Source organism: Pseudomonas sp. SK, from assembly GCF_012975065.1.
In the GTDB taxonomy this organism is placed as follows: Bacteria; Pseudomonadota; Gammaproteobacteria; order Pseudomonadales; family Pseudomonadaceae; genus Aquipseudomonas; species Aquipseudomonas anuradhapurensis.
The window spans coordinates 5,325,662-5,338,808 of the sequence record NZ_CP051857.1 but is presented as its reverse complement, the minus strand read 5'-3'; the positions used below and the strand labels follow the sequence as shown (position 1 = coordinate 5,338,808).

Annotated in this window: 10 protein-coding genes; 6 read left to right on the top strand and 4 right to left on the bottom strand. The window is 65.1% G+C overall.

Annotated features, from left to right (window positions below; genetic code table 11):
• The first annotated feature begins 87 nt into the window (after nt 1–87).
• The 4 genes from HG549_RS24260 to HG549_RS24245 all read left to right on the top strand — a co-directional run bounded on the left by HG549_RS24260 (nt 88) and on the right by HG549_RS24245 (nt 4,536).
• Entirely contained in the window at nt 88–1,146 is a 1,059-nt protein-coding gene (locus tag HG549_RS24260; protein ID WP_170033471.1) for a putative 2-aminoethylphosphonate ABC transporter ATP-binding protein, read from the top strand.
• A 1-nt stretch (nt 1,147) separates the two neighbouring features.
• The gene (locus HG549_RS24255) at nt 1,148–2,872 is read left to right on the top strand and encodes a putative 2-aminoethylphosphonate ABC transporter permease subunit (protein ID WP_170033469.1); all 1,725 of its coding nucleotides are present in this window, start codon (nt 1,148–1,150) and stop codon (nt 2,870–2,872) included.
• An 18-nt stretch (nt 2,873–2,890) separates the two neighbouring features.
• Nucleotides 2,891–3,916 (top strand): putative 2-aminoethylphosphonate ABC transporter substrate-binding protein, encoded by a 1,026-nt coding sequence (locus HG549_RS24250; protein ID WP_170033467.1) that lies wholly within the window; start codon nt 2,891–2,893, stop codon nt 3,914–3,916.
• A gap of 71 nt (nt 3,917–3,987) precedes the next feature.
• The gene (locus tag HG549_RS24245) at nt 3,988–4,536 is read left to right on the top strand and encodes a phosphonate degradation HD-domain oxygenase (protein ID WP_170033465.1); all 549 of its coding nucleotides are present in this window, start codon (nt 3,988–3,990) and stop codon (nt 4,534–4,536) included.
• Nucleotides 4,537–4,599: 63 nt separating this feature from the next.
• On the opposite strand, the gene HG549_RS24240 is transcribed toward HG549_RS24245, so the two are convergent.
• Nucleotides 4,600–5,964, bottom strand: a complete 1,365-nt coding sequence (locus HG549_RS24240; RefSeq protein ID WP_170033463.1) for a GTPase/DUF3482 domain-containing protein — start codon at nt 5,962–5,964, stop codon at nt 4,600–4,602.
• Nucleotides 5,957–7,348, bottom strand: coding sequence for a DUF2868 domain-containing protein (locus tag HG549_RS24235; RefSeq protein ID WP_170033461.1), 1,392 nt, complete (start codon nt 7,346–7,348; stop codon nt 5,957–5,959). Before HG549_RS24235 ends, HG549_RS24240 begins: the two co-directional genes overlap by 8 nt.
• 54 nt (nt 7,349–7,402) lie before the next feature.
• On the opposite strand from HG549_RS24235, the gene HG549_RS24230 reads away from it, so the two are divergent.
• The gene (locus HG549_RS24230) at nt 7,403–7,918 is read left to right on the top strand and encodes a dihydrofolate reductase (RefSeq protein WP_170033459.1); all 516 of its coding nucleotides are present in this window, start codon (nt 7,403–7,405) and stop codon (nt 7,916–7,918) included.
• Nucleotides 7,919–8,037: 119 nt separating this feature from the next.
• Here the strand turns inward: HG549_RS24230 and HG549_RS24225 are convergent, their stop codons facing one another.
• Nucleotides 8,038–9,429: an L-cystine transporter gene (locus HG549_RS24225; RefSeq protein WP_170033457.1), complete on the bottom strand. Its 1,392-nt coding sequence runs from the start codon at nt 9,427–9,429 to the stop codon at nt 8,038–8,040.
• Nucleotides 9,430–9,673: 244 nt separating this feature from the next.
• Between HG549_RS24225 and HG549_RS24220 the strand changes: the two genes are divergently transcribed.
• Complete coding sequence (locus HG549_RS24220; RefSeq protein ID WP_170033455.1) at nt 9,674–10,729, top strand: haloacid dehalogenase-like hydrolase; 1,056 nt, start codon at nt 9,674–9,676, stop codon at nt 10,727–10,729.
• A 108-nt stretch (nt 10,730–10,837) separates the two neighbouring features.
• Here HG549_RS24220 and ilvD read toward each other — a convergent pair whose 3' ends face one another.
• Nucleotides 10,838–12,679, bottom strand: a complete 1,842-nt coding sequence (ilvD, locus tag HG549_RS24215; protein WP_170033453.1) for a dihydroxy-acid dehydratase — start codon at nt 12,677–12,679, stop codon at nt 10,838–10,840.
• Nucleotides 12,680–13,147 lie beyond the last annotated feature (468 nt).

Sequence of the window (13,147 nt, the reverse complement as noted above, 5' to 3'; positions counted from 1 at the left end):
ACCACTATTGCCGGCTTTTGCCCTGAAGCCACACAACCTTCGCATAGCCTTCCTAGCATGGCCCCATCTCTTCGATGAGGCCCTGCCATGAACCCCACCACCTCCGGCGCACCGATGAAAGTGCGCAACATCCACAAGCGCTTCGGTGCCTTCACCGCGCTCAATGATGTCTCGCTGGACATCAACGCCGGCGAGCTGGTGTGCCTGCTGGGCCCGTCCGGCTGCGGCAAGACCACCCTGCTGCGCTGCATCGCCGGCCTGGAGCACCAGGACAGCGGCACGCTGTTCATCGGCGAGCGTGATGTCTCCGCGCTGCCACCCCAGGCCCGGGACTACGGCATCCTGTTCCAGTCCTACGCGTTGTTCCCCAACCTGAGCGTCGAAGCCAACATCGCCTACGGGCTGGCCGGCAGCGGCCGCGATCAGGCCCGCCAGCGGGTGGCCGACATGCTCGAACTGGTAGGCCTGGTCGGTAGCGAGAAAAAGTACCCTGGCCAGCTCTCCGGTGGGCAGCAACAGCGTGTGGCCCTGGCCCGTGCGCTGGCACCGGCGCCCTCCCTGCTGCTGCTCGACGAGCCGATGTCGGCGCTGGATGCCCGCGTGCGCGAGCACCTGTGCAGCGAATTGCGCCAGTTGCAGCGCCAGCTGGGCATCACCACGCTGATGGTCACCCACAACCAGGACGAAGCCATGCTGATGGCCGACCGCATTGCGGTGATGAACAACGGCCGGGTCGAGCAGTACGCCACCCCGCAGGCAATCTACGACCAGCCCGCCACGCCATTCGTTGCCGAATTTGTCGGCCAGGGCAACTGGTTGCCGTTCCAGCGCAGCGGCGACAGCCATGCCCAGGTGGGCGGCATGAACATGCGCCTGGCGCCGGGTGCGGCCCAAGCCAGCAGTGGCCGGCTGTTCTGTCGCCCGGAGGCGATCGCGGTCAACCCGCCGGTACCCGAAGACAACCTGTTCCCGGCGTTGATCCGCGAGATCACCTTCCTCGGTAACCGCTGCCGCATGCGCTTCGAGCTCAAGGCCCTGCCAGGCCATGCGCTGCTGGCCGAGCTGGCCCCCGAGGCCATGCCACGGCTGGGCTCGCAGGACATCTGGGTGGCACTGCCGCCACAGTGCCTGCAGGTGTTTGCCTGAGATGGCCGCGCCAATGTCCCTGCCGTTGAGCCAGGCCCAAGCCGCTCGAAACGCTGGCGTCGCCCGGGGTGACCGGTTGTTCGTCGTCGGCGGCAAGAGCCTGCTGCTGATCCTGCTGCTGGTGGCGGTGCTGATGCCGCTGCTGGCAATCTTCTGGCGCGGCTTCAGCGCCGAAGCGGGCCAGGGTGGCGGCCTGGTGGCGGCAGGCGAGCTGTTCGCCAGTGCCAACTTCCACTGGTTGCTGGGCAATAGCCTGGCGGTCGCTTCCACCGTCGCGGCCATCGTGGTGCCACTGGCCTATCTGTTCGCGTATGCGTTGCAACGCACGCTGATCCCGGCCAAGGGCCTCTGGCGGGGCATTTCCCTGTTACCGCTGCTCGCGCCGTCGATGCTACCGGCCATTGCCCTGGTCTACCTGTTCGGCAACCAGGGGCTTCTGCGCGGGTTGCTCAGCGACAATATCTATGGCTTCTGGGGCATTGTGCTGGGCGAAGCCATCTACACCTTCCCACATGCGCTGATGATCCTGCTGTCGGCCCTCTCACTGGCCGATGCACGCCTGTTCGACGCCGCATCCAGCATGGGCGCCGGGCCGTGGCGGGCCTTTGTCAGCATCACCTGGCCGGCCACGCGCCAGGCAGTGTTTGCGGCGTTCTGCCTGGTGTTCACCCTGACCATCACCGACTTCGGCGTACCCGTCGTGGTTGGCGGTGATTATCAGGTGCTGGCGCTGGAAGCCTACAAGGCCGTGGTCGGCCAGCAACAGTTTGGCCGTGGTGCGTTGATCGGCATGGTGCTGCTGGTGCCGGCGCTGTTGAGCTTTTCCGTCGACGCCTGGCTGCGCCGACGCCAGGGCGAGGCCATGAGCGGTCGTGCCCAGGTGTTCGAGGCAAAGCCGTCACGGGCCCGCGATGCCTGCTTCCTGGCCATCGTGCTGCTGGTGTGTGCGGCGTTGCTGCTGGTGATTGGCATGGCGGTGTATTCGTCGCTGGTTACCTTCTGGCCCTACAACCTGTCGCTGTCGCTGCGTCACTACATGTTCGAGGACACCGCCGGAGGCGGCTGGCTGGCCTATCGCAACAGCGTGACCATGGCCGTCGGCACTGCGCTGATCGGCAGCATGGTGATCTTCACCGGTGCCTACCTGATGGAGAAGACCCAGGGCCAACGCCTGCTCAACCAGGCGCTGCGCTTGCTCAGCTTCATCCCCATGGCTGTGCCGGGCCTGGTACTGGGCCTGGGCTACGTGTTCTTCTTCAACCTGAACGGCAACCCCTTGCACGTCTTCTATGGCGGCATGGGGCTGTTGGTGGTGTGCACCATTGCCCATTACCTGACCACCGCACAGATGACCGCGACCACCGCGCTGCGCCAGCTCGACGGCGAGTTCGAGGCCGCCGCGCTATCGCTGAAGGCTCCGCTGTACCGGCACTTCCTGCGGGTGACCGTGCCGATCTGCCTGCCGGCGCTGCTGGACATCATCCGCTACTTGTTCGTCTCGGCGATGACCACCGTCTCGGCGGCGATCTTCCTGTACAGCCCCGACACCATCCTGGCTGCCGTCGCCGTGCTGAACATGGACGACGCCGGCAACGTCGGCGGTGCCGCCGCGATGTCCACCCTGATCCTGCTGACCAGTGCTGGCGCTTCACTGTTGCTGGCCGCAGCCTCACGCGGCCTGCTGCGCCGCTCCCAAGCCTGGCGCCAACGCGCCGCGACCGTCTGACCTGTAAGGAACCTACCCATGCACAAGCACCTTGCAATTGCCGCTGCCGTTTCCGCCGTGTTCAGCCTGCAGGCCTCGGCCGCGGCTACCCAACTGACGGTCTACACCGCGCTGGAAGCCGAACAGCTGAAGAGCTACAAGCAGGCCTTCGAGAAGGCCAACCCGGACATCGAGATCAAGTGGGTCCGTGACTCCACCGGCATCATCACCGCCAAGCTGCTGGCCGAGAAAGACCGCCCGCAAGCTGACGCCGTATGGGGCCTGGCAGCATCGAGCCTGGCCATCCTCGATCACAACGGCATGCTTGAAGCCTATGCACCCAAGGACCTGGACAAGATCGCCGGCAACTATCGCGATGCTGCCAACCCGCCAGCCTGGGTCGGCATGGACGTGTGGGCTGCCACCCTGTGCTTCAATACCATCGAGGCCGAGAAGCAGGGCCTGAGCAAGCCGGTCAGCTGGCAGGACCTGACCAAGCCCGAGTACAAGGGCAAGATCGTCATGCCCAACCCGGCCTCGTCCGGCACCGGCTTCCTGGATGTCAGTGCCTGGTTGCAGACCTTTGGCGAGCCGCAGGGCTGGGCCTACATGGATGCCTTGCACGAGAACATCGGCCAATACGTTCATTCCGGGTCCAAACCGTGCAAGCTGGCGGCGGCGGGCGAGTTTCCGATTGGCATCTCGTTCGAGTACCCGGCCGTGCAGCTCAAGCGCCAGGGCGCGCCGCTGGACATCGTGCTGCCGAAGGAAGGCCTGGGCTGGGAGATCGAGGCGACCGCAGTGATCAAGGGCTCGCCGAAGGCGGATGCGGCCAGGCGCCTGGCTGATTTCTCGGCCAGCCCGGCGGCCATGCAGCTGTACAAGGAGAACTTTGCCGTGCTGGCCGCGCCGGGTATCGCCAAGCCACAGACCGAGTTGCCGGCGGATTACGAACAGCGGTTGATCAACAACGACTTTGCCTGGGCTTCGCAGAACCGTGACCAGATCCTGGCCGAGTGGCGCAAGCGCTATGACGGCAAATCGGAGAAGGTCGCCCAGCAGTAACCCGCACTGGCCTCTTCGCGGGCGTGCCCGCGCAGCATCCAGCACCGCAATCACGCCAGGAGAAGGCTGTTATGCCTACCCCAACCCAGATCATCGACAGCATCTTTGCCCTTTACCAGCGCCACGGCAATGACGATTACATCGGCGAGGCCATCACTCAGCTCGAACATATGTCCCAGGCCGCGCAACTGGCCATGGCCGAGGGCTTTGACGATGAAGTGGTGCTGGCGGCGTTCTTCCACGACATCGGCCACCTGTGCGGCGGTGACGCCAGCATGGGCGGCTATGGCGTGGTCAGCCATGAACGCATCGGCGCCGAGTACCTGCGCCGCTGTGGCTTTGGCGAGCGCATGGCGCGGCTGGTGCAGAACCACGTGGAGGCCAAGCGCTACCTGACCTTGCGCCAGCCGGGGTATTACCAGCGGTTGAGCGAGGCGAGCCGGCGCACGCTGGGATATCAGGGGGGCGTGATGAACGAGGCCGAGGCGGATGCGTTCGAACGCGACCCGCTGTTCGAGGTGAGCTTGCGGATGCGGGATTGGGACGAGAGAGCCAAACAGGTCGACGTTGCGCTGCTCGACCTGGATGAGTTGAAACAGAAGGCGCTGGCGTTACTTTGAAATGCTGACTGCCAGCACTGGCCCAATCGCCGGCTTGCCGGCGATGAGGCCAGGCCTGCAGGCTCAGATCTGCGAAACCAGCGCCTCCAGTTGCTCCTGCCGCTCCGCCTGGTTCAGCTTCGCCCCAGGGCTCAGGGTGGACCACTGCGGATGCGCCCGCGCCTTCACCAGTGCCTCCGGCAACTTGCCCTCACGCCAGGTCTGCTCATCCAGCGCTTCCAGGCGAATGCTGTCCTGCGCTGCATGCCCGCGATTTTCCAGCGCGACCTGCAACTGCTGCTGACGCAGGGCCAGCAGGCGCAACACGGTATCGTCCACGGTCAGCTCGCGCTTGCCTTTCAACTTGCCCATCAGGCGCGACCCATAGTTGCGGGCGGTTTGCAGCGCGCCTCCGGCAATTGCCCCGGCCAGTGCCGCCGCGCCGAGGGTGAGGCCGCCTACCAGTAGGTCGACCCCGGCACCGGCCGCAGCACCGGCCGCCACACCGCTGCCCAGGCGCACGCCGAGCAGTTTCAAGGTCTCCGGATTGAACAGGTCGTCGCCCCAGCGGCCATCCAGCAACGGCAGGTCGCTGGCATGGGCATCCTCGCGGCGAAAGGCATACAGCTTGAGCAACGCTTCGACACAGCGCTGTTCGCGCTGGCGTACCTCTTGCCGCAGCGCCTCGATGGCCCGGGCCTCGGCCGCTGGCTCGGCCTCGACACTGCGCCGGCAGGCGGCGCAGTCCAGCAGCAGCTCGGCGATCAGGCGCTTGCCGCTGTGCCGGCGTGCCAGGCGCTGCGCCTGCTGGTCGTCGATCAGCCGCTGCAAGGCCGGGCGGGCGTTTTCCAGCAGTAGCGCCAGGCTTTCGTACAACCGGCGCTCGCCATCCTCTGGCGGGGCCACGCTGTCGAACCGCACCAATGCGTGAAGGCCAAGGCGGGCGAGGGCTTCACGCCATTGCGGCTCGCGATGCGCGTGGCTGGCGACGAAGTTGAGCACCGGTAGCAGCGGCTTGCCGCAGCTGGCCAGTACCTCCAGCTCGTCGCGGTACTTGGCCAGTACCGGCTCGCGGGCATCGATCACATACAGGCCGGCATTGCTGGCCAGCAGCTGGCGCAGCACCTTGGCCTCCTGTTCGAAACGCTGGCGCGCTTCGCTGCCCTGCAGAAAACGCTGCAGACGGGCCGGGCCGTCGAGGCGCTCGCCCGGGCGGTCCAGGCGTTCAAGGTAGTCGAGCAGGGCGATGGCGTCTTCCAGGCCCGGGGTGTCGTACAGTTCCAGCAGGGGCTCACCGTCCACCGACAGCCGCGCCCCTTCCACATGGCGGGTGGTGCTGGGGCGGTGGGATACCTCGCCGAAGCCGACGTCACGGGTCAGGGTGCGCAGCAGCGAGGTCTTGCCGACGTTGGTGTGGCCGACCACGGCCAGTTTCAGTGGCTCAGTCATGGCCATGCTCCAGCCAGGTCAGTGGTGAGGTATCGGCATGTGGCAAGCCAAGCCGGTCGAGGGCTTCGTGCCAGTCACCCAGGCGCTGCGCGTCCAGGGCCTGGCCCGGTGCGGCCTGTAGCAGCCAGATGCGGGTTGCGCCGGCATTGCGTGCCAGTTCGGCGAGCAGCGCCAGGCTGCCACGGTCGGGCGAGCGGCGTGGGTCGCAGGCAATGGCCAGGCGCGCCGGGGGGAAGCGGCTGAGCTGCTCCAGCAGCCGGTTACGCGATTCACGGCTATCGAGCACACCGGCATCGGTCACGCTTTTCGGCAATGTGGGTGGCCAGGGGCGCTGGTCGTCCAGTTCCAGGCCGACCAGCAGTGCGCCGCTGCTGCCGCTTTCCAGCTGGCCGGCGGTGAACGCCGGCAAGGCATCGGGCGCGGCGTCCTGTACGCCGATGCGTTCGCTGCGTGGCATCAGCGCTTCACGCAGCTGCGCGTAGCCGGGCAGGCTTAGGTCCAGCGCCAGGCGCTCACGGCCCTGGCGCCAGCGCCACAGGCACAACCCGGCCAACAGCAGACGCGGCAGCAGGCCATAAACCAGCACCACGCCGAGCAGCCAGCTGGCCCAGGCCTGCCGTGCCAGGTCCAGGGCCGGGAGGCTGCCGCCGCTCGCACGGATCATGCCCTCGTCGGGTACGGTGAAGCCCAGCAGCGAGGGCAGGGCGCCCAAGGCCTGGGTCAGGTGGATGAACGGGTCGGCAGCGAGCAGGGTGGTTTCCCAGACGAAGCCATAGCGGCGGGTGGCCAACAAGGCCAGCAGCATGCCCAGCGCGCTGATCATCGCCAGCAGCCACAACCCGTGCACCAGCAGGCCGAGCAACCAGCGGCTGAGACGCTGGCGCTGCAACAGCACCAACAGTGCCGGGGCCAGGTGCGCGGCCCTGGCGTCGCGGGCGAAGCGTTCGCTCAGCCACAGCCACAGGCGGCCCAGCCCGGCGCCATACTCGCCGCTGGCGGCAAAGCCGATGGCCCAGCCCAGCAGCATCAGCAGGTCAAGCCCGAGCAGGCTGCCCAATGCCCAGAACACATTTACCGGGCGCTGGCCATCACCGAGGGCCGCCAAGGCCAGCCCCGCGCCGCTGAGCATGGCCAGTATCAGCAAGGCCAGCAGCGCCAGGCGCGCGCCCTGTTTCCAGTGGCGCAGGGCGACGCTCATGCCGTCGCGTTCAGCCAGGAACAGCGCACGGGTTTCAATCCGGGTCGCCAGGTCACCTCCCGCTTGGCGGGCACGGCGGTTGGCTTCCTGGTCCTCCAGGGGGCCGGCATGTTCCTCGCGCAGGCGTACCGCTTCGGTGAGCCAGCGCTTGTCCAGGAAAGTCGGAGCAGTCACAAGGTCTTCCATTGCACAGGTCAGGGCAGAAGCATAACCCACACGCCCGGTGCTATCCTCGCTGGCATGAATACATCACTCCCTCTCAGCCTGATCGCGGCGCATGCCGAAAACCGCGTGATCGGCATCGACAACTCCATGCCCTGGCATCTGCCGGGGGACTTCAAGTACTTCAAGGCCACCACCCTGGGCAAGCCGATCATCATGGGGCGCAAGACCTGGGATTCCCTGGGGCGGCCGCTGCCCGGGCGCTTGAACATCGTGGTCAGCCGCCAGGCAGGGCTGGAGCTGGCCGGTGCCGAGGTGTTTGGCTCACTGGAACAGGCCCTGGTCCGCGCCGAGCAGTGGGCGCGTGAGAACGGTGTCGATGAACTGATGCTGATTGGTGGGGCGCAGCTGTATGCGCAGGCGCTGGAGAAGGGGCTGGTCAGCCGGATGTACCTGACACGGGTGGAATTGGCGCCGGAAGGGGATGCCTGGTTCCCGGAGTTTGATCAGGGGCAGTGGCGGCTGGTGTCGAGCGAGGCACAGGCAGAGGAAGGCAAGCCTGGGTATCACTTCGAGGTTTGGGACAAGGTTTGAGATTTTAGGGCTGCTTTGCAGCCCATCGCGACACAAGGCCGCTCCTACACGGATACGCGTTTCCCTGTAGGAGCGGCCTTGTGTCGCGACAGGGGCGCAACGCGCCCCCCGGCAATCGGTCAGGAATGACTCAATTCGGCATGCTCATCGCCGGCCAGCACATCCTTGTCGGTCTCTTTGAGCAGTTGGCTGGTCACCACGCCCGCGGTCATCGAACCGTTCACGTTCAGCGCCGTACGGCCCATGTCGATCAGCGGTTCGACCGAAATCAGCAACGCCACCAGTTCCACCGGCAGGCCCATGGCCGGCAGCACGATCAATGCGGCGAACGTCGCCCCGCCACCCACGCCTGCCACCCCTGCCGAGCTCAGGGTAACGATGGCCACCAAGGTGGCGATCCACAGCGGGTCGAAGGTATCGATGCCCACCGCAGGCGCCACCATCACCGCCAACATGGCAGGGTAGAGGCCGGCGCAGCCGTTCTGGCCGATGGTGGTGCCGAACGAGGCGCTGAAGCTGGCAATTGACTGCGGCACGCCCAGGCGGCGGGTTTGCGCTTCGATGTTCAGCGGAATGCTGGCGGCGCTGGAGCGGCTGGTGAAGGCGAAGGTCAACACCGGCCACACCTTGCGCAAGAAGCGCAGCGGGTTCACACCGCTGGCGGCGAGAATGACGCCGTGCACCACGAACATCAGTGCCAGGCCCAGGTACGACACCACCACGAAACTGCCCAGCTTGACGATGTCTTGCAGGTTCGAGCTGGCTACCACCTTGGCCATCAACGCCAGCACGCCATACGGGGTCAGCTTCATCACCACCCGCACCAGGCGCATCACCCAGGCCTGCAGGGTGTCGATGGCCAACAGCGCACGCTGGCCCTTCTCGGCATCGTCCTTGATCAGCTGCAGCGCGGCCAGGCCGAGGAATACGGCAAAGATCACCACGCTGATGATCGAAGTCGGTTTCGCCCGTGCCAGGTCACCCACCGGGTTGCTGGGGATGAATGACAGCAGCAACTGCGGGATGTTGAGGTCGGCGACCTTGCCGGCATAGTCACTGTGGATGACCTGCATGCGTGCGCTTTCCTGGGCGCCAGCCACCAGGCCTTCGGCGCTGAGGCCGAACAGGTTGGTCAGGACGATGCCGATCAATGCCGCGATGGCAGTGGTCAGCAGCAGGGTGCCAATGCTCAGCACGCTGATGCGGCCCAGCGACGAGGCATTGTGCAGGCGCGCCACGGCGCTGAGGATCGAGGCGAAGATCAGCGGCATGACGATCATCTGCAACAGGCCGACATAGCCGTTGCCGACCAGGTCAAGCCAGCTGATGGTGGCCTTGAGCACTGGGTGGCCTGCGCCGTACAGCGTGTGCAGGCCCAGCCCGAAGACCACGCCCACCACCAGGCCCAGCAGGACTTTCCTGGCCAGGCTCCAGTGGCTGCGGCGGGTTTGCGCCAGGCCCAGCAACAAGGCCAGGAACGCCAGCAGATTAAGGGACAGCGGCAGATTCATTGAAGCTCCAGCGGAAAAAGGCAAAAGAGGCATCGCCTCTGTGAGCGATTGCGAACGGAAATGCTAACAGCCTGAAAACAAACGAATTTATACGCATATGGAATGTGCATAGTCGTTTATGGAATAACGCGCTGTCGCGGATGGCAATGAGCGCGGCGTTTGCAGCTGCATGAGGGTCGTTATGAAAGGCCGTCGACGGCGGTTGTTGCACTAGCGTTTCGGGGTCATTTCAGGAGATTCGTAGATGAAATTTGCTCCGAAAGCTGTCGCTGCCGCCCTGTCCCTGCTGTTCAGTATCGAAACCTTCGCCACCGAGCTCAAACACTGGCCGGCCGAGGCCGCCAAGCAGCTCGACAGCCTGATCGCCGCCAATGCCAACAAGGGTAACTACGCGGTGTTCGACATGGACAACACCAGCTACCGTTACGACCTTGAAGAGGCCTTGCTGCCATTCATGGAGAACAAGGGCCTGCTGACCCGCGACAAGCTCGACCCCTCGTTGAAGCTGATGCCGTTCAAGGACACCGCCGACCACAAGGAAAGCCTGTTCAGCTATTACTACCGGCTGTGCGAAGTCGACGACATGGTTTGCTACCCGTGGGTAGCCCAGGTGTTCTCGGGCTTCACCCTGCAGGAGCTGAAGGTGCAGGTGGATGAAATGATGGCCTCCGGCAAGCCGATCCCCAGCACCTACTACGAAGGCGACCAGGTCAAGACCATCGAGGTGCAGCCGCCCAAGGTCTTCACGGGCCAGACTGAGCTGTACAACAAGCTGATGGAGAACGGTATCGAGGTCTACGTGATTTCCGCCGCCTCCGAGGAGCTGGTGCGCATGGTCGCGTCCGACCCCAAGTATGGCTACAACGTGAAGCCGGAGAATGTGATTGGTGTGAGCCTGCTGCTGAAGGACCGCGCCAGCGGCCAGCTGACCACCGCGCGCAAGCAGATCACTGCCGGGCACTACGATGCCAAGGCCAACGCCGGGCTGGAACTGACCCCATACCTGTGGACCCCGGCCACCTGGATGGCCGGCAAGCACGCGGCCATCCTGACCTATATCGATGAGTGGAAGAAGCCGGTACTGGTGGGCGGCGACACCCCAACCAGTGACGGCTACATGCAGTTCCATGGTGTGGATGTGGACAAGGGCGGTATCCACCTGTGGATCAACCGCAAGGCCAAGTACATGGACCAGATCAACGGGATGATTGCCAGGAATGCCGCCGCGCAGGCCAAGGAAGGCTTGCCGGTGACGGCGGACAAGAACTGGGTGGTCGTGACGCCGGAGCAAATTCAGTAAGCCTTGGGGCTTGTCCCGGCCTCTTCGCGGCTGAAACCGCGAAAGGGCCTTGCAGGCAGAAAAAAACCGGCGCTCAGGGCGCCGGTTCTTTTTTCTCTCTGTCAGGCCTCAAAGCCCTTCCAGCATCGCCTTGTTACGCACAGCACCCTTGTCGGCACTGGTCGCCAGCAGGGCATAGGCCTTCAGCGCGGTGGTCACCTTGCGTGGGCGCACTTCGGCAGGCTTCCAGCCCTTCTTGTCCTGCTCGACGCGGCGTTGGGCCAGTTCTTCGTCGCTGACTTGCAGGTTGATCGAACGGTTGGGGATGTCGATCAGCACCTTGTCGCCGTCGCGCACCAGGCCGATGGCACCGCCAGCCGCGGCTTCCGGCGAGGCGTGGCCGATCGACAGGCCCGAGGTGCCGCCCGAGAAGCGGCCATCGGTGAGCAGGGCGCAGGCCTTGCCCAGGCCTTTGGACTTCAGGTACGAGGTCGGGTACAGCATTTCCTGCATGCCCGGGCCGCCTTTCGGGCCTTCGTAGCGGATGATCACGATGTCGCCGGCCTTCACTTCGTCGGCGAGGATGCCGCGCACAGCGCTGTCCTGGCTCTCGAAGATCTTCGCGGAACCTTCGAACACCAGGATCGATTCGTCGACACCGGCGGTTTTCACCACGCAGCCATCCAGCGCGATGTTGCCGTACAGCACGGCCAGGCCGCCTTCCTGCGAGTAGGCATGCTCGACGCTGCGGATGCAGCCTTCGGCACGGTCCAGGTCCAGGCTCGGCCAACGGGTCGACTGGCTGAACGCGGTCTGGGTCGGGATGCCGGCAGGGCCTGCCTTGAAGAAGGTGTGCACGGCTTCGTCATCGGTCTGGGTAATGTCCCATTTGGCGATGGCTTCTTCCATGCTGCGGCTGTGCACGGTCGGCAGGTCGGTGTGCAGCAGGCCGCCACGGGCCAGCGAGCCGAGAATGCTGAAGATGCCGCCGGCGCGGTGCACGTCTTCCATGTGGTACTTCTGGATGTTCGGCGCCACCTTGCACAGCTGCGGCACTTTGCGCGACAGGCGGTCGATGTCGCGCAGGTCGAACGCCACCTCGGCTTCCTGGGCTGCAGCCAGCAGGTGCAGGATGGTGTTGGTCGAGCCGCCCATGGCGATGTCGAGCATCATGGCGTTCTCGAACGCCTTGAAGTTGGCGATGTTGCGCGGCAGTACCGACTCGTCGTTGTCGCCGTAGTAGCGCTTGCACAGCTCGACGATGGTGCGGCCGGCCGTGAGGAACAGCTGCTCGCGGTCGGCGTGGGTAGCCAGGGTCGAGCCGTTGCCCGGCAGGGCCAGGCCCAGGGCTTCGGTCAGGCAGTTCATCGAGTTGGCGGTGAACATGCCGGAGCACGAGCCGCAGGTCGGGCAGGCGCTGCGCTCGTATTCGGCGACCTTTTCATCGGAGGCCGAAGAGTCGGCAGCGATGACCATGGCGTCGACCAGGTCCAGGCCATGGCTGGCCAGCTTGGTCTTGCCGGCTTCCATCGGGCCGCCGGAAACGAAGATTACCGGGATGTTCAGGCGCAGTGCGGCCATCAGCATGCCGGGGGTGATCTTGTCGCAGTTGGAGATGCACACGATGGCATCGGCGCAGTGGGCGTTGACCATGTACTCCACGGCGTCGGCGATGATCTCGCGGCTTGGCAGCGAGTACAGCATGCCGTCGTGACCCATGGCGATGCCGTCATCGACCGCGATGGTATTGAACTCCTTGGCCACGCCACCGGCGCGTTCGATCTCGCGGGCGACCAGCTGGCCCAGGTCCTTCAGGTGCACGTGGCCCGGGACGAACTGGGTGAACGAGTTGGCGATGGCGATGATCGGTTTCTTGAAGTCTTCGTCCTTCATCCCGGTAGCGCGCCACAGGGCACGGGCGCCGGCCATGTTGCGGCCTTGGGTGGAAGTCTTTGAACGGTAATCAGGCATGAAACACTCCTGGCGGCTTAATCAGGTCACAAAAAGGGGAGTGAGCTTCTCTGGTCCTTTGTACCGCAGGCCGGTTGCCACTGGCACGGATGGGGCCGAGGACTGCGCGGGATCGCCGCGTGCCTGGCCAGAGCTCATAAACCCGCCGGGGATGACTGGCGATGAATAGGCCGATTCTACACCGCTGAGGCGGTGAGGGAATGGCGATGTGGCCGGGCGGTGGTTTTGGCCTAACGCTTGGTACTTGTAGGACGCTTCCGAAACGCCAGCCCATGGGCTGACCGGCCCGCCTCGAATGACTACTATCCGGGCGCCGCATGTGCGGTTTCACGAGATACCCCTCAATGGACCTTCCCAGTTACCGGTTCAGCACGAACCTGCAATCTGGCACTGAGCGCGCCGCCGCCAGGGCTGCCGAAGGCTTGAGCCAGCAAGGCTGAAGTCTGTGGGCGCCTGGGACGGCGCCTG

What these genes read in the sequence shown, in the direction of transcription:
- HG549_RS24260 (WP_170033471.1), top strand. Translation starts at nt 88, where the DNA reads ATGAACCCCACCACCTCCGGCGCACCGATGAAAGTGCGCAACATCCAC.
- HG549_RS24255 (WP_170033469.1), top strand. Translation starts at nt 1,148, where the DNA reads ATGGCCGCGCCAATGTCCCTGCCGTTGAGCCAGGCCCAAGCCGCTCGA.
- HG549_RS24250 (WP_170033467.1), top strand. Translation starts at nt 2,891, where the DNA reads ATGCACAAGCACCTTGCAATTGCCGCTGCCGTTTCCGCCGTGTTCAGC.
- HG549_RS24245 (WP_170033465.1), top strand. Translation starts at nt 3,988, where the DNA reads ATGCCTACCCCAACCCAGATCATCGACAGCATCTTTGCCCTTTACCAG.
- HG549_RS24240 (WP_170033463.1), bottom strand. Translation starts at nt 5,964, where the DNA reads ATGACTGAGCCACTGAAACTGGCCGTGGTCGGCCACACCAACGTCGGC.
- HG549_RS24235 (WP_170033461.1), bottom strand. Translation starts at nt 7,348, where the DNA reads ATGGAAGACCTTGTGACTGCTCCGACTTTCCTGGACAAGCGCTGGCTC.
- HG549_RS24230 (WP_170033459.1), top strand. Translation starts at nt 7,403, where the DNA reads ATGAATACATCACTCCCTCTCAGCCTGATCGCGGCGCATGCCGAAAAC.
- HG549_RS24225 (WP_170033457.1), bottom strand. Translation starts at nt 9,429, where the DNA reads ATGAATCTGCCGCTGTCCCTTAATCTGCTGGCGTTCCTGGCCTTGTTG.
- HG549_RS24220 (WP_170033455.1), top strand. Translation starts at nt 9,674, where the DNA reads ATGAAATTTGCTCCGAAAGCTGTCGCTGCCGCCCTGTCCCTGCTGTTC.
- ilvD (WP_170033453.1), bottom strand. Translation starts at nt 12,679, where the DNA reads ATGCCTGATTACCGTTCAAAGACTTCCACCCAAGGCCGCAACATGGCC.